This window comes from Mycobacterium botniense (assembly GCF_010723305.1).
Taxonomy (GTDB): Bacteria; Actinomycetota; Actinomycetes; order Mycobacteriales; family Mycobacteriaceae; genus Mycobacterium; species Mycobacterium botniense.
Window position 1 is genome coordinate 1,311,548 of the sequence record NZ_BLKW01000002.1, and the last position, 17,571, is coordinate 1,329,118.

Here is a 17,571-nt window from a genome sequence, read left to right on the forward strand (position 1 = left end):
GATGTCGACTCGTTACGCGACGGGCACCATTTCGTCGCCACAGGTGCACCGATACGGGGCGCCGGCCTCAGGGCAGTGACATTCGGCCTCGATGCGCACCCGGCATCCGCAGCCCTCGTGCGCACAGGTCAGCAAGGTCCCGGTCTCATAGGTTGTCATTGACTGCACCCTCGTTCGTGTCGGGGACCCCGAGGGGTCCGATGTTCTTGCGGGTTGCCCATGACCCGGACAACCGTGGCGAAGCATATACCCCGTACGGGTATATAGTAAACCCTCGAGCAGCGCGGGCCACCGGCCTACCCGGGGAGCAGCCTGATAGAGCAGGCCGACTAGCGTTGGCCCTATGGGTGAGCAGCCGACTGCGCAAGAGGTCGATGCCTATCTGGACAGCCTCGTGGTGGGAGACGATCCGGCGTTATCCGCGACGTTAAAAGCCAGTGACGCGGCGGGATTACCACGTATCGCGGTGTCGACACAGCAAGGCAAATTCCTGTGTGTGCTCGCGAACGCCATCCGGGCACGCCGTGTACTGGAGATTGGCACACTCGGCGGCTTCAGCACGTTGTGGCTGGCGCGCGGGACCGGGCCCGAGGGGCGGGTGGTGACACTGGAATACCAGCCGAGGTACGCGGAGGTCGCGCGGGAGAACCTCAACCGCGCCGGCGTCGGAGAGCGAGTCCAGGTGGTGGTCGGTGCCGCGTTGGACACGCTGCCCACCCTGACCGGCGGCCCTTTCGACCTGGTGTTCATCGATGCCGACAAGGAAAACTACGGCGCCTATCTGGAATGGGCTGTGCGGTTGGCGCATACGGGCTCAGTTATTGTGGTTGACAACGTCATTCGTGAAGGGGAGATTTTGGCGCCTGCTCCGGACAACCGTGAGGCGCAGGCGACGCGCCAGACGCTGCAGCTGATGGGCGAACATCCGCGGCTGGACACCGCCGTGATCCAAACCGTCGGCGCCAAGAGGTGGGACGGATTCGCGATTGCCGTGGTGAAGTAGTCACTGCCGACCACGGTGTAGCAGTTACCGCATTCCCTGCGCAGAGCCTGACAGGCATTTGCGCCCGGATGCCGAGACCGCCGGCTTCGCGAACCATGGGCGTCGTCCGATTACGTTGCTGACAGTTGCTGGCCGAGCGTAATGTTGGAGGCGATGGATGGGTGGCGGTGAGCCCAAACCGCTTGCTGCATAACAGAAAGGTTGCAAAATGAGTACAGTTCATCCATCAATCGAACAACACCCTGATTTGTTGGCTCTGCGTGCCCGCTACGAGCGTGCTGCGGAGTCGATGACCGCGCAGACCACCTTCGGCCTCACGTTGCTGGCGGCGGTCTACGCGGCCCTGTCGCCGTGGATCGTCGGGTTCAGTACGACGAGAGCGCTGACCGTCAACGACCTCGTCGTGGGCCTCGTGTGTGCGGTGCTGGCCTATGGGTTCGCGGCGGCACTGGACCGTACGCACGGCATGACCTGGACGCTTCCGGTCTTCGGTGTATGGTTCGCCGTTTCGCCGTGGATCCTGCACCACGTGTCGCCGCACGGCGGCATGATCTGGTCGAATGTGATCGCCGGTGCGGTGTTGACGTTCCTGGGTTTGAACGCGGTGTACTTCGGTATGCGCGCGCGTAGCCCGGAAGCGCAGCACGCCTGACACGGCGGCTCCGACCTACCCCTCCCTGCTGGGTGACTCCCAGCCGGGAGGGGTGCGCTGATGTCGTGATTGCCCCGGCGGTGCTACGTGCTACATACATACCGCACCCGTGGCCGCCGAGCCCACGAGCTTGGTGTACTTGGCCAAGACACCCGTGGTATAGCGTGGCGGCAGTGGTGCGAATCCTGCTCGGCGGGAGCTGAACTCGTCGGGATCCACTAACACGTCGAGGGTGCTGTTGGCTACGTCCAGCCGGACCCGGTCACCGTCACGGAGCAGTGCGATCGGTCCCCCGTCAACCGCCTCCGGAGCGATGTGGCCGACGCAGAAGCCGGTGGTTCCGCCGGAGAATCTGCCGTCTGTCAGCAGCAGCACATCCTTGCCCAAGCCCGCCCCTTTGATCGCGCCGGTGATGGCGAGCATTTCCCGCATTCCCGGGCCGCCCTTGGGGCCTTCGTAGCGGATCACCACCACGTCTCCGGCGGTGATGGTGCCGTCTTCCAGAGCATCGAGCGCGGCCCGCTCGCGGTCGAACACCCTTGCTGTGCCTTCGAATACCCGTGATTCGATACCGGCTGTTTTGACCACTGCGCCCTCCGGCGCCAGCGAGCCGTGCAGGATCGTGATCCCCCCGGTCGGGGCGAGCGGGTTGTCCAGGGCGCGCAGCACTTTGCCGTCCGGATCCGGCGGGGCGATGGCGGCGAGGTTTTCGGCCATGGTTTTCCCGGTCACCGTCAGGCAGTCGCCGTGCAACAGGCCGGCGTCCAGTAATGCCTTCATCACGACCGGTACCCCGCCGATGCGGTCGACGTCGAACATCACGTGGCGACCGAAAGGCTTGACATCAGCCAAGTGCGGCACCCGCGCTCCGATCCGGCTGAAATCCTCCAGCGAGAGCTTGACATTGGCCTCGTAGGCGATTGCCAGCAGGTGCAACACCGCATTGGTCGAACCGCCGAATGCCATGACCACCGCGATAGCGTTCTCGAACGCCTCCTTGGTGAGGATGTCACGGGCGGTGATGCCGCGGCGCAGCAACTCGACCACCGCTTGGCCGCTGCGCCGCGCGAACCCGTCGCGGCGCCGATCGGTAGCCGGCGGCGCCGCACTGCCGGGCAGCGACATGCCGAGCGCCTCGGCCGCGCTGGCCATGGTATTGGCTGTGTACATTCCGCCGCACGCGCCCTCGCCGGGACAGATGGCCCGTTCGATCGCGTCGACGTCCTCGCGAGGCATCAACCCGCGGGCGCACGCACCCACCGCCTCGAACGCATCGATGATTGTGACGTCGCGTTCGGTGCCGTCATGCAACTTGGCGCGGCCGGGCAGGATGGTGCCCGCGTAGAGGAATACCGCCGCCAGATCCAGCCTGGCTGCCGCCATCAGCATCCCCGGCAGCGACTTATCACAGCCGGCCAAAAGCAGCATGCCGTCGAACCGCTCAGCCTGCATCACCGTTTCGACGCTGTCAGCGATGAGCTCCCGTGATGGCAGTGAAAAGTGCATGCCCTCATGGCCCATCGATATGCCGTCGGATACCGAAATCGTCGCGAACTCAAGCGGATAGCCACCCGCCGCGAACACACCGTCCTTGGCGGCTTTGGCCAGCCGATCCAACGACAGGTTGCACGGGGTGATCTCATTCCACGATGACGCCACCCCGATCTGGGGTTTGTCGAAGTCGTCGTCGCCCATACCCACCGCTCGCAGCATGCCGCGGGCGGCGGCTTTTTCCAGACCGTCAGTGACGTCACGGCTGCGGGGTTTGAGGTCGGCGACCTCGGGGGCGTCATTGATCTCGGGCATCGTCTCAGTATGCGCGCCAGGCGATGTTCCCCAAAATCGCCGGGAAATACCCCGCCCCGGTATGCGGTACGGTGAGCGGTAGCACGCGTATCGCCGACGACCGGGATCGTAAGGACGCCGCTGCGCACCGTCGTGCGCACAGCGGGCGATCGACGACACGATGGACACAACGTCGGAGGGAGATGGTGGAGGGAAATGACATCCGCACACGGCTACTCCCAGCAAAAGGAGAACTATGCCAAGCGGCTGCGTCGCATCGAGGGCCAGGTGCGCGGCATCGCCAAAATGATCGAGCAGGACAAGTACTGCATCGATATCCTCACCCAGATCAGCGCCGTCAACAGTGCATTGCGGTCGGTGGCGCTCAACCTGCTCGACGAACACCTGGGCCATTGCGTCACCCGTGCGGTGGCCGCAGGCGGAGATGACGCGGAGGGCAAGCTCGCCGAGGCGTCGGCGGCTATCGCGCGACTCGTTCGATCGTGATCCGCGCGCACCGGCGACATCCATGGTTGAGTAGTGGCCGTGGGGCCAGCCCGTGTGGTAGGAGCGGCGCGATCGCGCCGCAAGCCTTTCGACGCCGCATCGGACGAGATGACAGCCGAAACGTCGACCGGCCGGACCTGGACGCCGCGGATCGCCGTGCAGTTGGCGGTGTTGGCGGCTGCGGCTTTTATCTACGTCACCGCTGAAATCTTGCCGGTGGGCGCGCTGCCCGCCATTGCGCGCGATTTGCACGTCAGCGTGCCGGTGGTCGGAACCCTGCTTGCGTGGTATGCCCTGGTTGCCGCGTTGACGACGATCCCGTTGGTGCGCTGGACGGCGCACTGGCCGCGGCGCACAGCGCTGCTGATGACATTGGTGTGCCTCACCGGATCACAGCTGATTTCCGCGGTCGCACCCAACTTCGCGGTGCTGGCGTGCGCGCGGATGCTGTGCGCGATCACCCACGGTCTGATGTTGTCGGTGGTAGCTCCGATCGCGACCCGGCTGGTGCCGGCCAGCCACCACGGACGTGCGACGACGGCGACCTATGTCGGGATCAGCCTGGCCGTTGTGGTCGGCAGCCCGCTCACGGCGGCGCTCAGCTTTGTGTGGGGCTGGCGGGTGGCTGTGGCAGCCATCACCGTCGTCGCGGCACTGATCACGGTAGCGGCCTGGGTGGTGTTGCCTCCGCTTGTGCTCAGCGCCGAGCAGCTTCTCACCGTCGGGCCCCGCGCGCATCATCACCGCAACAGGCGGCTGCTCACGGTCAGCGTGCTTACCCTCATCGCCGTCACCGGCCACTACATCTCCTACACCTTCATCGTGGTGATCATCCGCGATGTTGTCGGGGTCCGGGGACCGAATACGGCATGGCTGCTGGCTGCCTACGGCATCGCCGGGCTGGCAGCGATGCCGCTGGTGGCGCGTCCGGTGGACCGCCACCCCAAGGCCACCGTTATCACGTGCACGGCCGTGCTGTCGGGGGTCTTCGTCGTGCTGACGGTGTTGGCATTCGGCGCATGGTCGACCACCGCGACGGTGTTGATCGGAGCGGGCGCATTCGTGCTGTGGGGCGGCACAGCCAACGGGGCGTCACCGATGTTGCAAGCTGCGGCGATGCGGGCAGGCGCCGATGACCCCGATGGGGCGTCCGGGCTTTACATGGCGGCATTTCAGATTGGCATCACGGCCGGCTCGCTCGCCGGGGGCCTGCTTTACGGATACAGTGTGCCGACGATGCTCGGCGCGTCGGCGGTGCTGATGGGGGCGGCGCTGGCGGCGATGACAGCAACGCGGCATGTCTTTGAGGTTCCCCCGCTCGGCCACGCGTAACGTTCACGCCTCGCCGGCGATTAACCACAGGGCCGGGCAAGCCGGGCCGTCAGGCCGGGGGCGGCCGCGGAAACGGTAGCTGGCCTGTTCGCTATGCAACACTGGGCTGAGCAAGTGACTGGAGGTTATTGCAGATGTCGCGATCGACGAGAAGTGCGCTTCTCGCCGTTTTCAGCACCGCTGGCGTAGCCGCTGTCCTGACGCTGGCCAGTGCGCCGGCGCTGGCTGATCCTGATCAGCCGCCCCCGGCTGATCCCTCGCCGGCCGGTGCTGCTCCCGCCGATCCACCGGGGCCGCCCGCACCCGAGGCGCCGGCACCCCCACCCGCCCCCGAGCAACTAGGGCCACCGCCGGCGCCGGTCGAGGCTGCCGCAGCACCGGCGGGGCCGGTCGCCGGGCAGGACCCGACGCCGTTCGTCGGTGAGCCACCGTTTTTGCCGCCCTCGTTCAATCCGGTCGACGGGGCGACGGTCGGAGTGGCCAAACCGATCATCATCAACTTCCAGCGGCCGATTGCTGACACCGCGATGGCCGAAAGAGCGATTCACATCTCGTCGGAGCCGCCGGTGCCGGGAAAGTTCTACTGGATGAGCCCGACTCAAGTGCGATGGCGGCCACTTAATTTCTGGCCCGCCCACACGACCGTCAACATCGACGCGGGCGGCACCAAGTCGAGCTTCAAGACAGGCGACGCGCTGGTGGCGACGGCCGACGACGCTACCCACCAGATGACGGTTACTCGTAATGGCAAGGTGGAAAAGGTCATCCCCATGTCGATGGGTATGGCCGCCGGCGGCCACCAGACGCCCAACGGCACATACTACGTGCTGGAGAAGCTGCCGACGGTGGTGATGGATTCCTCGACATACGGGGTGCCGGTCAATTCGCCATACGGCTACAAGGTGACGGTGACCGATGCCGTGCGGTTCGACAACAGCGGCAACTTTGTGCACAGCGCGCCATGGTCGGTGGCAGATCAGGGTGTGCGCAACGTCAGCCACGGCTGTATCAACATCAGTCCAGCCAATGCACGGTGGTTCTACGACAACTTCGGCAGCGGCGACCCCATCGTGGTGAAAAACTCCGTGGGCACCTACAACAAAAACGACGGCTCAAACGACTGGCAGATGTAGCGGCTGGCTGCTCGCGGTTCAGTTCCAGATGCTAACCCGACGCTGCGGGTCGAGGTAAAGCCGATCGGTTTCGACGACACCGAAAGCATCGTAGAAGGCGTCGATGTTACGCACGACGCCGTTGCACCGAAACTCAGGCGGTGAGTGCGGATCCACCGCTAACCGCCGGATCGCTTCGGCCTCACGCGATTTAGCGCGCCACACCTGGGCCCAACCGAAGAACACGCGCTGCAGACCGGTCAGACCGTCGATGACGGGAGCGGGTTCGCCGTTGAGTGAGAGTTGGTAGGCCAACAGCGCGATGGACAGCCCGCCCAGATCACCGATGTTCTCACCCACGGTGAACGCACCTTGGACATGCGGAGTGTCATCGCGGTTCGTCAGATCCCTCGGTGTGTAGCCGTCGTATTGCTCGATCAGGGCCGTGGTGCGCGCGGCAAACTCCGCGCGGTCTTCGTCGGTCCACCAGTCGACAAGATTCCCGTCTCCGTCGTATTTGGCACCCTGGTCGTCGAAACCGTGCCCGATCTCGTGTCCGATAACCGCCCCTATACCGCCGTAATTGGCGGCGTCGTCTGCGTCGGCGTCGAAGAACGGCGGCTGCAGAATCGCTGCCGGAAAAACGATTTCGTTGAGACCTGGGTTGTAGTAAGCGTTGACGGTCTGCGGCGTCATGAACCATTCATCACGGTCGACCGGCCGGCCGAGCTTACTCAGCTCGCGGTCGTAGTTGATGGCATAGCCCCGTTGGTAATTGCCATACAGGTCACTGCGGTCAATCACAAGTTTGGAGTAGTCTCGCCATTTCTTGGGGTAGCCGACTTTTGCGGTGAATTTCGCCAGTTTAGCCAGTGCGCGTTCCCGGGTCTGTGGTGTCATCCAGTCCAGACCGCTGATGCTGATTCGGTAGGCTTCCAGCAGATTCGCGACCAGAGCGTCGATGCGCTCCTTGGCTTTAGGCGGGAAATGCCGCTCTACGTAGAGTTTTCCGACAGCATCGCCCATCAGCTGCTCGACCAGTGAAACGCCCCGCTTCCACCGTTCCCGGATCTGTTCGGCCCCGGTGAGCGTACGGCCATAAAACGCGAAGTCCTCTGCGACCACATCACCGGTCAACAGCGGTGCACGGGCGTGTATCACCCGCCAACGCGCCCAGTGCTTCCAGTCGTCGAAATCCCGATTCTCCCACAATGACGCGAATGCGGCTAGATAGTCCGGCTGGCGCACAACAAGTTCCGCGAGGGAGTCAGGAGAACTGCCGAGGGCAGTCACCCAGGCAGCCCAGTCGAATCCCGGCGCTTCATCGTGCAGCGCCGCGAATGTGCGCACGTTATAAGTGAGCTCGGCGTCACGGCGTTTGACCACATCCCAGTGCGCATCGGCGATCGAGGCCTCCAGCGCCACGATACGGGCGGCCGTATCGGCGTAACCGTCGGGGCTGCCCCCGTACACGAGCGCGAACATGCGGGCAATGTGATCCGGGTAGACCGCCCGCACCTCAGCGTGTCGGTCGTCGCGGTAATAGGACTCGTCGGGTAATCCGATGCCGGACTGGGTGAGGTGCGCCAGATACCGGGTGGAATCTTTCGCATCGGTGTCGACGTACACCCCGACACCGCCGCCGACGCCGCTGCGTTGCAGGACGCCCAGGACCGTCGCCAGTGCCCCGCGGTCGCCGGCGCCATCGATCATGGCCAATTCGTCGTGCAGCGGTTGCAGGCCCCGGCGTTCGACGGTGTCTTCGTCGAGGAAACTGGCGTAAAGATCGCCGATGCGTTGCTCATCCGTCCCTACCGTTGCCCGGGCTTGGCTGGCGTCGGTGAGCAGGTCACGGACCTGGGCTTCAGCCCGGTCGAATAAGGCGCGGAAGGCGCCGTCGGTGGCGCGGTCGGCTGGGATCTGATACTCGGCCAGCCAGCGGCCGTTGACATGACCGAACAGGTCGTCTTGCGGACGGATATCGGTGTCGACGAAGCTCAGGTCGATGCCTGAACGGATGGTTTCTCGCGTCACGCCGCCATACTCGCATGCCGCGGCCAGCGCAGCGGTTCTGCCTGCGTCGTTGCGACGAATCCAGTGGGGGGTAGCCTCACGGCCATGTCAGACGCGCAGCTGACCGAGGCGGCGGGCGGAGATGACGCCGCCGCGCCTGAACCGTCGCATGAGCGGGTCTTCTCGGCATACGGCGTCGCGTCTGCCGTCCTGGGCGTGTTGTCGGTCGCCGCGATCGTGCTTGCGGCGATTATCTGGTCGGTGCATCGCCGTGATCTCGACGAGCGTGCTTACCAGAGCCGAGTCTTGCAGACCGCCGCCGAATGGACCGGCGTGCTGATCAATATGAATAGCGACAACATCGACACCAGTCTGCAGAAGTTGCACGAGGACACCATCGGTGAACTCAATGTCGATTTCGACGCTGCCATGCAGCCCTACCGGCAGGTTGTGCAGCGGTTGCGGTCCCGCAGCAGCGGCCGGATCGAAGCGGTGGCGATCGAATCAGTGCACCGCGATCTCGGCTCGTCAGCAGCAGCCAGTCCGGCCCCCCCGCCTGACCCGTTGCCACGGTCGATCGCCAGACGCACCGATACCGTCATGGTGGTTGCGACATCGGTCGCTGAAAATGCTGGCGCCCAACCCCAGACGGTGCACTGGAACCTGCGGCTGGATGTTTCCGAGGTAGACGGTAGGCTGATGATCTCGCGGCTGGGGTCGATCCGATGAGAAACCTGTGGCGAGTGCTGGCCTTCGACATCGCCGCACCATTGGGCGCCATCGCCGCCTTGCTCATGATCGGAATCGTCCTGAGCTGGCCGCGGTGGTGGGTGTCGTTGTGTACCGTGCTTGTCCTACTCATTGTTGAAGGCGTGGTCGTCAATTTCGTTCTGCTGCGACGTGATTCGGTTACTGTCGGTACCGACGACGACGCGCCCCTGCTGCGGCTGGCCGTTGTTGCGGTATGCACGGCGGCGCTGGTTGCCGCGGTAGTGACAGGGTTTGCCTGCTGGTCGATACCAGACCGTGACTTCAAGCGCGACTCGCGCGAAGTGGTCGGGATCGCCACCGACATGGCAGAGGCGACGGCGACGTTTTCTCCGCAAGCTCCCAGCGCGTCGGTCGACCGGGCCGCGGCGATGATGGCTCCGGAGCAGGCGACCGCGTTTAAAGAGCATTTTGCCAAGTCCATCGCTGACCTGGCCCAGCGCAACGTCACTGCGCAGGCGTCAACCTTGTCGGCGGGTGTCGAGGCGCTCGGGCCGTCGGCGGCCAGTGTGGCGGTGATCTTGCGCGGCACACAGAACGTCCCGGGCCAACCCCCCAGCCATGCGGTGCTGGCACTGCGGGTGACATTGACCAAGCGCAGCGGTCAGTGGCTGGTGTCCGACGTGTTCCCGCTCAACGCCCGCTAGCCCAGTCGCATCGGGTGCAGTGCTGTGCGGGGCCTGGTCATGGCGGTGACAGTTCGGCGTCCTTGGCGTCACCGCTGATATCGGCCCAGCTGGCTTCTGCTGTAGTGGCTGGATTTGGCTCCGAAAGCGCGGGAAAGGAAGATCGGCAGAGGAAGCGGATTGCCCCGGCAGAGCCTGGCCTGACGGGAGATCAGACGTTGCCGGGGCTATCCGACAGCAGCTCAAGCCCTGCGCGCACTAACAACCGCTGCTAAACGGAATGTTATTGCACAGGTTCACGACGGATGTTGTCAGAGTTGGCAGGAGGCCGTTCAGTACGTCGACGTTGCCGTTCAGGGTTCCGACGCCGTCCTCGAGGCCGGTGACGGTGTTGTCGAGGCCGGTGACGGTGTTGTCGAGGCTGGTGACGTTGCTGTTGAGCCCGGTGACGGTGTTGTCGAGGCCGGTGACGTTGCTGTTGAGCCCGGTGACGGTGTTGTCGAGGCTGGTGACGTTGCTGTTGAGCCCGGTGACGGTGTTGTCGAGGCCGGTGACGGTGTTGTCGAGGCTGGTGACGTTGCTGTTGAGCCCGGTGACGGTGTTGTCGAGGCCGGTGACGGTGTTTTCGAGGCTGGTGACGTTGCTGTTGAGGCCGGTGACGGTGTTGTCGAGGCCGGTGACGTTGCTGTTGAGCCCGGTGACGGTGTTGTCGAGGCTGGTGACGTTGCTGTTGAGGCCGGTGACGGTGTTGTCGAGGCTGGTGACGTTGCTGTTGAGGCCGGTGACGGTGTTGTCGAGCCCGGTGACGTTGCCGTTGAGGGTTTCGACAGTGCTCTGGAGACCGGTGACTTCTCCGCCGAGCGTGACGACGTGCCCGTCCAACGTTGTGATGTTCGCGTCAAGGGCAGGCAAATCAGCGTTCAGCGTGGCGACGTTCTTATCCAAGGCGATGACGGTATTCCCGATATTGAGCAGACCGTAGACGTCGGAAACCAGCCCCCCGAGGTTACGTGCCAGCGGTGCGGTCAGCGTGTCGACAGGGCCGGGTAACGCGTTATCAAGCTCGAGGGCCAAGCTGCCGAGGGGGGTGGCCGCGGCACCGTCGGCGGTGAACGCGGCAGGGTCGACCGATCCCAGATAATCTGCAAACGGTCCGCCGAGGTTGGCGCCGTTCACCAGGTCAGCGCCCAGGAGGTTGCCGCCGATCACATCAGCCCACAACGCAGGGTCTAGGAGGAGATCGAGGATGTCGGCGTGGGCAGCGGGGGCGGTAGGCGCGGGAATCACGGCGGCGGCCAGCGCGGCACCGACCACCGGGCCCACAGCCGCGGCGCGAACTCCTTGGCGGCGGCGGGGCTTACAAGTACCACGGTTGCGTCGCTGAATGGCCATCACGGCATATCTCCTAATCGTGCGAGGTGGTGCAGGGACGGCCCTAGCGTAATTGCACTCACGTCAACCGATACGAATATGTAATAAAATCGATGCCGGATCGCTACCACAAAGTAATGATGGTGGTCGATAATGTCTAAACTTTTTACAAAGGGATTGACGCTGTTGATCGTCTCCGGAGATTCCCGCTCGCCCGCTCAATTTTGTGTCTGCCGAAAGCTGGCAGGTATCAGTGCAACATCCGATGATGTGGGGAAGTGCTGTGCCGGATTGGCTGGTGGCTGTCCAGGGGAATTAAACGGGAGTTCTGGGACCTGACCGGTCGCAGCAATATGGCTGCAGCTGGGCGAACTCTACGGGCAATCCAGCCCCGGAGGCGGGTTCCCACGTCGGCGGCCGGCCTGCTGATCGGGCCCGCGACCGCGGTGGCATGGTTAGTTGATACCCTCGTCGCCGTGACCGAAGGCAAACACGCCAAAAAAGAGCCGGGCGAGGTTCCTTCGGAGCCCGACGAGATCACCGCCGAACCGGCGAACGGTGCTGAGGCCGCGGCTACCGCGCTGCTGCGAGAAGAGGCCGCCGGCCCCGGTGCCGACGACCACGCGCCGCAGCCGACTGACGGTGGCGTCGTTTCGGCGCCCAAGCCGGGCAAAGTGTTCTCCGGCTACGGCATCGCGTCGGCCATTCTGGGGCTGGTCTCGGTGGCCGCGCTGGTGTTCAGCGCGATTACCTGGTCAATGCATCGCAGGGCCGACGAAGAGGGGCACTACCGCACCGAGGTCAAAAAGACCGCGGCCGAATGGGCCAGCCTGTTGCTCAACATCAACAAAGACAATGCCGAGCGCGTGCTGCATCGCTTGCGTGAGCAAACCACCGGCCCGCTCAACGCCGAGTTCGACCCCACGCTCATGCCGTTTCGAGACACATTGCTGAAGTTGCAGTCTCGCGGTGGGCGTGTCGAGGCGGTGGCCATCGTTTCGTTGCCTCAAAAACTCGACCTCGGGACGGCGCCAGCCGCTGCCGTATCCCGGGGAACCCGCACCGAGACCGTCCTGGTGCTCGCCACCTCGGGCGCTGTGAACAAGGAAGGCAAGCCGCAGCGCGTGTATTGGAATCTGCTGCTGAACGTGTCTGACGCGGCGGGCAAGTTCATGATCTCGGGGCTACAACCGATCCGATGAAAGGTATCCGCACTCTCGCGCCTTCGGCGGCAACTCTGCGCCGCTGGTGGCGGGTGCTGGCCTACGATATCGCCGCGCCGCTAGCCACCATCGCCGGGCTGGTGATGATCGGAATCGTGCTGCGCTGGCCACCGTGGTGGGTGTCGGCCTGCTCAACCCTGGTGGTGCTGATCATCGTGGGCGCAGTGGCCAACTTCGTGCAGGGTCGCGGGCCGGGGACGATCGGGACAAACGACCAGAGACCGTGGCTGCGGCTGGTCGTGGTCATCATCTGCACGACCGCGCTCCTGGCAGCGGTAATCCTCGGGTATTTCGGCTGGACGGTGCGCGACCGTGAGCTCGACCGCGACACCACCGAAGTGGTTCGGGTGGCCACTGCCGTGGCAGAGGCGATGGCGTCGTTTTCCCCGGTCGACCCGGCAGCGTCCCTCAAACGCGCTGAGGCCATGATGTTGCCAGAAAGTGCATCGGTGCTGAAAGACCGCTACGAGAAATCCAAAGCCGCGCTGGCCCAAAACATGGTCACAGCCGAATCCCAGCTCGTCGCGGCTGGTGTTCTGGCGCTCAGGCCGCCAGCGGCCACCGTGGTGGTGGTGATGCGGGGCACCCAGAGCAGGCCCGATGTGACGCCCATCCACACGGTGATCGCGCTGCGAATGAAGCTGGCGAAAAAGGGAGACCGCTGGCTCGTCGCCGACATATTGCCGGCGCATGTCCACTGATCCGGCAGTCAGCGCCGCAGTTATTGTCGGCGCCCCCGGCGCCCGGCTCAGCCTGGGTTTGGCGAGTGTCGGGACCGCAGCTTGGCGAAGCGATCGGATAGCCGGCGCATCCGAATCATCAGCGACGCCGACGGGCTGACCCTGGCGTCGAGATAGCTACTCAGTTCGTCGACGCTGACGCCGATACGGGACGCGAATTCCTGCTCACCCAGGCCTGATCGTTCGATTAGTAGGCGCACGTGACGGGCCACTTCCGCGCGTTCATCGGCCTCCAGATGTATGCGGGCGCGGTCGAGCACCTCCCAGAGCGCTTTGGAGATCCCGTAGGGCCGGGTGCCCTCGAGAACCTCTTCGACCTGGCGGGCAGTCCGCCCGTACGGGTCGCGCTTTAGCGCGGCAGCAATCTGCTTCCAAATATTGATATCGCCATTCTCCAGCGCTGAGCGGATCGCCGCTGTCGACCAAAATTCGACGGGCCGGTTCCCGTGATTGTCTGGCTGGGCACCCGGCTGTGGGCGCGGCATCCCCGTACGCCGGTCTGCTGACGGCGATGGCGGAACCTCTCCAGGGTGCCGGTCCGGCGCAGGCCGTTGAGGTGTCGGCCCGGGGCGTGGATCCGCTGCCAACGTCACCTCGTCTCCTCCAGCATCGCGACCGCCACCGCCAAGCAGCGCTTCGTGACCTGCTCCCAGTGTGCCCTCGCATCGGTATCAGACCAATCCTCATCGGCGAGGTCAGCTGGATGCGGGTCGGCAAGCCGGCGAACTAGCTGGGTGGCGATCGGGTGCCCCCGGTGTGCTTCACAACAGTAGTACCTATCCATCCCGGCCAGCACCACAGCGGCGGTCTCGGGCTCCATCGCCGCGACCAACTCCGCAAATTCCGCGTAGTCGCGGTGGCTGTTTCGGCACATGATCAGGTAACCCTGGAGACGCAGCGTTTCCGCGCCGGTGGGAATCTGAAGCCGGTCGCCAGTGGGCAGCTGGACGAAGGTGGTCTCCACCGGACTGCGCCGCTGGACCATCGGGGAAGCAGCCGCACGCTCGGCGGCCTCGGTTTCGAGGGCATCAAGGGCGATGGTGAGCCGTTCCCGCCACAAGGTAACCGGATGCATCGCCCGCGCCGTCTGTGCGTTCCCGCGGCCGTTGCGAGAAGACAAACCGCTGACGAGCTTTCGCGCCATCGACTGGCCGCCGGCGAGAGTGGTCGCGCCCACCAGCGCTTCGCGGTGAGCGGCGGCGTCGCCACCCTTGGCCTGGGCGTGCAGGTCGGCGCCGCGCAAGCAGCCGGTGAAGGCCAGCGGGTCGGAAACGCAAATCGTCTGCGGAGCCAGATGCTTAAACCTGGCCGCTGATTTCAGCACCATTCGCAGATCGGCGCTGGGCACCACCGGGGCGGGGATGTCATCGGGGATGAGCACGACACCACCGAGGTCCACCTTGGGCAGTGGCCGCTCGAAGTCAACCGACGGCAGTATGCGAGCCAGCCAGCCGGGCAGCCACCAATTCCATTGGTCGAACATCGCCATCAGGGCCGGAACCAGCACCAAGCGCACGACGGTGGCATCCACCGCGATCGCCACGGCGCACGCCACACCGATTTCCGCGACCAGCGGCATACCGGCGAATGCGAAGCCGATGAACACCGCGATCATGATCAGCGCGGCGCTGGTGATGGTCCGTGCACTGGTGCTCACCCCGTAGGCGACCGCATCGCGGGTTTCACCGAACTGCAGGAAACGTTCCCGGATGCGGGTCAAAAGAAAGATCTCGTAGTCCATCGACAACCCGAACGTCATTGCCAGCACCAGGGGAGGCACGGTGCTATCGATCGACCGGATCGGTGCGAAACCGAGTTTGTCCAGCCAGCCCCACTGGAACACCATCACCAGGCTGCCGTAGGCCGCGGCCACCGACAGCACGGTCATCAGCACGCCCTTGAACGCCAGAAACACCGAATGGATCGAGACAAGCAACATCACGAACGCGATCAGGGCGACAAACACCAACACCAGCGGTTCAGTCGCCGACACCCGATCGTCGAAGTCTTTGATCAACGCAGTCGGACCGCCCACATCCACTTGGGCCGATCCGAGGCCCGGCACCTCGGGGAGGTGCGTGCGCATCCAGTCAACGGTTTCCCGCGCGCGCATGTCCTCGGGATCAACGGAGAGCACCGCGTTCAGTAGCGCGCTGCTGTTGTTGTCGGCGAATATCGGCGGCGACACCGAGATGATTTCGGGAGCGCGCTTCATCTCGTCACGGACTGCGTCCAGCGCCTGGCTGTGCGCGGGCGAGGACGCTTCAGCATCCGGGAAAGTCACCAGCACCTGGATCGGACCCAACGCGCCGGGCCCAAGCGCCTGGGCAGCTGCCGCCACGCCGGCGCGAATCTCATGCGACGAATCGAATTGCCGCAACAGGCTATTGCCCAGGGTCAGCGACAACGCGGGCGCTGCCATGGCGATCAGGAGCGTCGACGCTGCCAGCGCCGATGCCCACGGACGGTGCATCACCCAGCCGATCCAGCGGCTCCAGAAGCGCGATTGAGTGCTCTCCGGCCGCCGCGACCAGTGCAGTAGCGCCGACCGCTTAGCCGCCGCCCGCCCGAATGTGGCGAGCACGGCCGGCGTCAACGTGGCTGACGTCAACATCGCGACCGCCACCGCGAGAATCGCTCCGGTGGCCATCGACGCCAGCGCCGGGGTGTTGATGACATAGATCCCGGTCAGTGAGGCGATGACTGTCATCCCGGACAGCACCACCGCGAGACCCGACGTTGCCATGGCCGCGTCGATGGCCTCCTGGGGCTGGCGCCCGGCGCGCAGCTCCTCGCGGAAGCGCATCAAAATGAACAGCGAGTAGTCCACCGCGAGCGCGATGCCGAACATGGACACGGTCGAGGTCACAAATACCGACATCGTGGTATGGGCCGAGAGGAGGTAGACCACTCCCATGGTGATCACCACGGTGCAGATGCCCAGCGCCAGCGGGATGGCCGCCGCGGCCAGCGAACCGAACACCGCGAGCAACACGATCAGGATGATGGGCAGGTTCCAGCGTTCCGCGTCGGCGATATCGTGTTTGGTGTTTGCTGCAGCGGCCGCGCTCAGCGCGCCCTGCCCGATGACATACAGCCGCACCCTGCCGTTATCGATCTGCCCGGGCTGATCGCCGCGGACGCCGAGTCTGTCGCGCAGCTTTTTCGCCACGTCACTCGCCCCGGTGTTATCGAAGTCCAGGCGCAGCGAGACCACATACGGGCGGTCAGGCCGTGGAGCGGGCTGGCGCTGGTCAGGCAGCACCGACACGCTGGGAACTTCGCCAGCGACCCGCTTCAAAAACGCGACGGCGGTGTTCATGTCTTGGTAGCTGGCATCCGCGCGCGGGGCCGCCACCAAAGCCAGCGGTGATGCTCCCTGGTCGCGGTAATGGTTTTCGAGTTGGTCGTGCACAGTCAGTGACTGCGATCCGGCAACCTCGAAACCTCCGCCGGTGAGATGACCCGACTGAGTCAGCGCCAGGTAGATCGCCGGCGCCAAAGCCAGCAACCACCCTGTGAAGACCAGCCAGCGGAATCTGCGCAGTGTGCCGCTGAGGCGCATCATGAACTGCTGGATTTTCGGTCTCCCCGCATCTTCCGGCGTTGCGTGCACGTGAGCCTACCGCAGCATGCGGTAAATTAGTTGGGCTTATCAGCCGTTGAGCTGCAACAACTTGGTATCGGTGGCCGGTTGGTAACGTGCGCGCAGCTGGTGAGCCCATACCAACAGTGCGGTCTCATCGTGCTGCTGTTCCGCCTGAGGATTTGGCGGCGGCGCCGCCGGGGATGGCAGGATGTCGGGTGGCCGTTCGCGGGCGCGGTGATTTGACCGCAGCCGCTTGCCAGGGTCGATATCCGCGAACCGTAAGGAGTTATCGATGATGACGACCACCGCGCGCCGCCGACTCGCGGGCGTTTTGACCGTCACGGCACTGGGTGGGGTTGCCGCTGCGGCTCGGATAGGCGCGTTGGCGATCGCCGCACCGGATCCCTGCGCCGCCAGCGAGGTTGCGAAAACAGCCGGTTCGGTTGCTAAATCGACGGGCGACTACCTGGACTCGCATCCGGAGACGAACCGGGCGATGACCACGATCTTGCAGCAGCCCGCGGGGCCGCAGTCGATTACGTTGCTGAAGAACTATTTCGACGCCAATCCCAAAGTCGCCAGCGATCTGCAGACCATCTCCCAGCCGCTGACCGGCCTGTCCACCCAATGCCAGCTGCCGATCACGATTCCTCAGGTGCTCGGATTGATGCAGGCCACGCAAGGCCAGGGCGGGCTCCCGGCAGGGCTGTCCGGGCTGGCCGGGCCGCAGCCAGCGGTCGGGACAGCGGGGAGCGTCCCTGCGGGCCCCGCCCCGGCTGCGCCGCCGGCACCGATTGGGCCGCGCCCAGGTCCGGCGCCGGTATCGCCTGCTCCCGGCAGGTAGAGCTGA

At 64.8% G+C, this 17,571-nt stretch carries 17 protein-coding genes; 10 read left to right on the top strand and 7 right to left on the bottom strand.

The features are described 5' to 3' along the window. Positions 1–12: 12 nt before the first annotated feature. On the bottom strand, positions 13–159 hold the full coding sequence (gene mymT, locus G6N08_RS06170; RefSeq protein WP_163755286.1) for a copper-binding metallothionein MymT: 147 nt from the start codon (positions 157–159) through the stop codon (positions 13–15). A 184-nt stretch (positions 160–343) separates the two neighbouring features. On the opposite strand from mymT, the gene G6N08_RS06175 reads away from it, so the two are divergent. Continuing rightward, positions 344–1,003: an O-methyltransferase gene (locus tag G6N08_RS06175; RefSeq protein ID WP_163755288.1), complete on the top strand. Its 660-nt coding sequence runs from the start codon at positions 344–346 to the stop codon at positions 1,001–1,003. 208 nt (positions 1,004–1,211) lie between these two features. Then, complete coding sequence (locus G6N08_RS06180) at positions 1,212–1,655, top strand: SPW repeat protein (protein WP_163755289.1); 444 nt, start codon at positions 1,212–1,214, stop codon at positions 1,653–1,655. Positions 1,656–1,745: 90 nt separating this feature from the next. Here the strand turns inward: G6N08_RS06180 and ilvD are convergent, their stop codons facing one another. Further along, entirely contained in the window at positions 1,746–3,461 is a 1,716-nt protein-coding gene (ilvD, locus tag G6N08_RS06185; protein ID WP_163755291.1) for a dihydroxy-acid dehydratase, read from the bottom strand. A gap of 195 nt (positions 3,462–3,656) precedes the next feature. Between ilvD and ricR the strand changes: the two genes are divergently transcribed. From ricR to G6N08_RS06200, 3 genes are all read left to right on the top strand, one after another. Continuing rightward, entirely contained in the window at positions 3,657–3,947 is a 291-nt protein-coding gene (gene ricR, locus G6N08_RS06190) for a copper-sensing transcriptional repressor RicR (protein ID WP_163755293.1), read from the top strand. 108 nt (positions 3,948–4,055) lie between these two features. Further along, the gene (locus G6N08_RS06195) at positions 4,056–5,279 is read left to right on the top strand and encodes an MFS transporter (RefSeq protein ID WP_163755295.1); all 1,224 of its coding nucleotides are present in this window, start codon (positions 4,056–4,058) and stop codon (positions 5,277–5,279) included. 134 nt (positions 5,280–5,413) lie between these two features. Then, entirely contained in the window at positions 5,414–6,412 is a 999-nt protein-coding gene (locus G6N08_RS06200) for a L,D-transpeptidase (protein WP_163755296.1), read from the top strand. An 18-nt stretch (positions 6,413–6,430) separates the two neighbouring features. On the opposite strand, the gene G6N08_RS06205 is transcribed toward G6N08_RS06200, so the two are convergent. Beyond that, a complete protein-coding gene (locus tag G6N08_RS06205; protein ID WP_163755298.1) occupies positions 6,431–8,425 on the bottom strand; it encodes a M13 family metallopeptidase in 1,995 nt (664 codons plus the stop codon). An 84-nt stretch (positions 8,426–8,509) separates the two neighbouring features. Between G6N08_RS06205 and G6N08_RS06210 the strand changes: the two genes are divergently transcribed. Both G6N08_RS06210 and G6N08_RS06215 read left to right on the top strand, forming a co-directional pair. Next, a complete protein-coding gene (locus tag G6N08_RS06210) occupies positions 8,510–9,133 on the top strand; it encodes a hypothetical protein (RefSeq protein WP_163755300.1) in 624 nt (207 codons plus the stop codon). Continuing rightward, complete coding sequence (locus G6N08_RS06215) at positions 9,130–9,819, top strand: hypothetical protein (protein WP_163755301.1); 690 nt, start codon at positions 9,130–9,132, stop codon at positions 9,817–9,819. Before G6N08_RS06210 ends, G6N08_RS06215 begins: the two co-directional genes overlap by 4 nt. Positions 9,820–10,056: 237 nt before the next feature. Here G6N08_RS06215 and G6N08_RS06220 read toward each other — a convergent pair whose 3' ends face one another. Further along, a complete protein-coding gene (locus G6N08_RS06220; protein WP_163755303.1) occupies positions 10,057–11,121 on the bottom strand; it encodes a hypothetical protein in 1,065 nt (354 codons plus the stop codon). Positions 11,122–11,645: 524 nt separating this feature from the next. Here G6N08_RS06220 and G6N08_RS06225 point away from each other — a divergent pair. Both G6N08_RS06225 and G6N08_RS06230 read left to right on the top strand, forming a co-directional pair. Beyond that, a complete protein-coding gene (locus G6N08_RS06225) occupies positions 11,646–12,371 on the top strand; it encodes a hypothetical protein (protein ID WP_163755305.1) in 726 nt (241 codons plus the stop codon). Beyond that, positions 12,368–13,093, top strand: coding sequence for a hypothetical protein (locus G6N08_RS06230; RefSeq protein WP_371868964.1), 726 nt, complete (start codon positions 12,368–12,370; stop codon positions 13,091–13,093). The genes G6N08_RS06225 and G6N08_RS06230 overlap by 4 nt, the downstream gene beginning before the upstream one ends. A 47-nt stretch (positions 13,094–13,140) precedes the next feature. Here the strand turns inward: G6N08_RS06230 and G6N08_RS06235 are convergent, their stop codons facing one another. The 3 genes from G6N08_RS06235 to G6N08_RS06245 all read right to left on the bottom strand — a co-directional run bounded on the left by G6N08_RS06235 (position 13,141) and on the right by G6N08_RS06245 (position 17,027). Next, positions 13,141–13,725, bottom strand: a complete 585-nt coding sequence (locus G6N08_RS06235) for a helix-turn-helix domain-containing protein (RefSeq protein ID WP_163755307.1) — start codon at positions 13,723–13,725, stop codon at positions 13,141–13,143. Then, positions 13,722–16,700, bottom strand: coding sequence for an MMPL family transporter (locus G6N08_RS06240; protein WP_163756760.1), 2,979 nt, complete (start codon positions 16,698–16,700; stop codon positions 13,722–13,724). Before G6N08_RS06240 ends, G6N08_RS06235 begins: the two co-directional genes overlap by 4 nt. 87 nt (positions 16,701–16,787) lie before the next feature. Then, positions 16,788–17,027: a hypothetical protein gene (locus G6N08_RS06245; RefSeq protein WP_163755309.1), complete on the bottom strand. Its 240-nt coding sequence runs from the start codon at positions 17,025–17,027 to the stop codon at positions 16,788–16,790. Between G6N08_RS06245 and G6N08_RS06250 the strand changes: the two genes are divergently transcribed. Continuing rightward, on the top strand, positions 17,014–17,565 hold the full coding sequence (locus tag G6N08_RS06250; RefSeq protein WP_163755311.1) for a hemophore: 552 nt from the start codon (positions 17,014–17,016) through the stop codon (positions 17,563–17,565). The two genes, G6N08_RS06245 and G6N08_RS06250, sit on opposite strands and share 14 nt — an antisense overlap. Positions 17,566–17,571 lie beyond the last annotated feature (6 nt).

Excerpts from the sequence above, each read along its gene's own strand:
- G6N08_RS06180 (WP_163755289.1), top strand. The coding sequence starts at position 1,212 with ATGAGTACAGTTCATCCATCAATCGAACAACACCCTGATTTGTTGGCT.
- G6N08_RS06240 (WP_163756760.1), bottom strand. The coding sequence starts at position 16,700 with ATGATGCGCCTCAGCGGCACACTGCGCAGATTCCGCTGGCTGGTCTTC.
- G6N08_RS06215 (WP_163755301.1), top strand. The coding sequence starts at position 9,130 with ATGAGAAACCTGTGGCGAGTGCTGGCCTTCGACATCGCCGCACCATTG.
- G6N08_RS06195 (WP_163755295.1), top strand. The coding sequence starts at position 4,056 with ATGACAGCCGAAACGTCGACCGGCCGGACCTGGACGCCGCGGATCGCC.
- G6N08_RS06230 (WP_371868964.1), top strand. The coding sequence starts at position 12,368 with ATGAAAGGTATCCGCACTCTCGCGCCTTCGGCGGCAACTCTGCGCCGC.
- ilvD (WP_163755291.1), bottom strand. The coding sequence starts at position 3,461 with ATGCCCGAGATCAATGACGCCCCCGAGGTCGCCGACCTCAAACCCCGC.
- ricR (WP_163755293.1), top strand. The coding sequence starts at position 3,657 with ATGACATCCGCACACGGCTACTCCCAGCAAAAGGAGAACTATGCCAAG.
- G6N08_RS06250 (WP_163755311.1), top strand. The coding sequence starts at position 17,014 with ATGATGACGACCACCGCGCGCCGCCGACTCGCGGGCGTTTTGACCGTC.
- mymT (WP_163755286.1), bottom strand. The coding sequence starts at position 159 with ATGACAACCTATGAGACCGGGACCTTGCTGACCTGTGCGCACGAGGGC.
- G6N08_RS06200 (WP_163755296.1), top strand. The coding sequence starts at position 5,414 with ATGTCGCGATCGACGAGAAGTGCGCTTCTCGCCGTTTTCAGCACCGCT.
- G6N08_RS06210 (WP_163755300.1), top strand. The coding sequence starts at position 8,510 with ATGTCAGACGCGCAGCTGACCGAGGCGGCGGGCGGAGATGACGCCGCC.
- G6N08_RS06175 (WP_163755288.1), top strand. The coding sequence starts at position 344 with ATGGGTGAGCAGCCGACTGCGCAAGAGGTCGATGCCTATCTGGACAGC.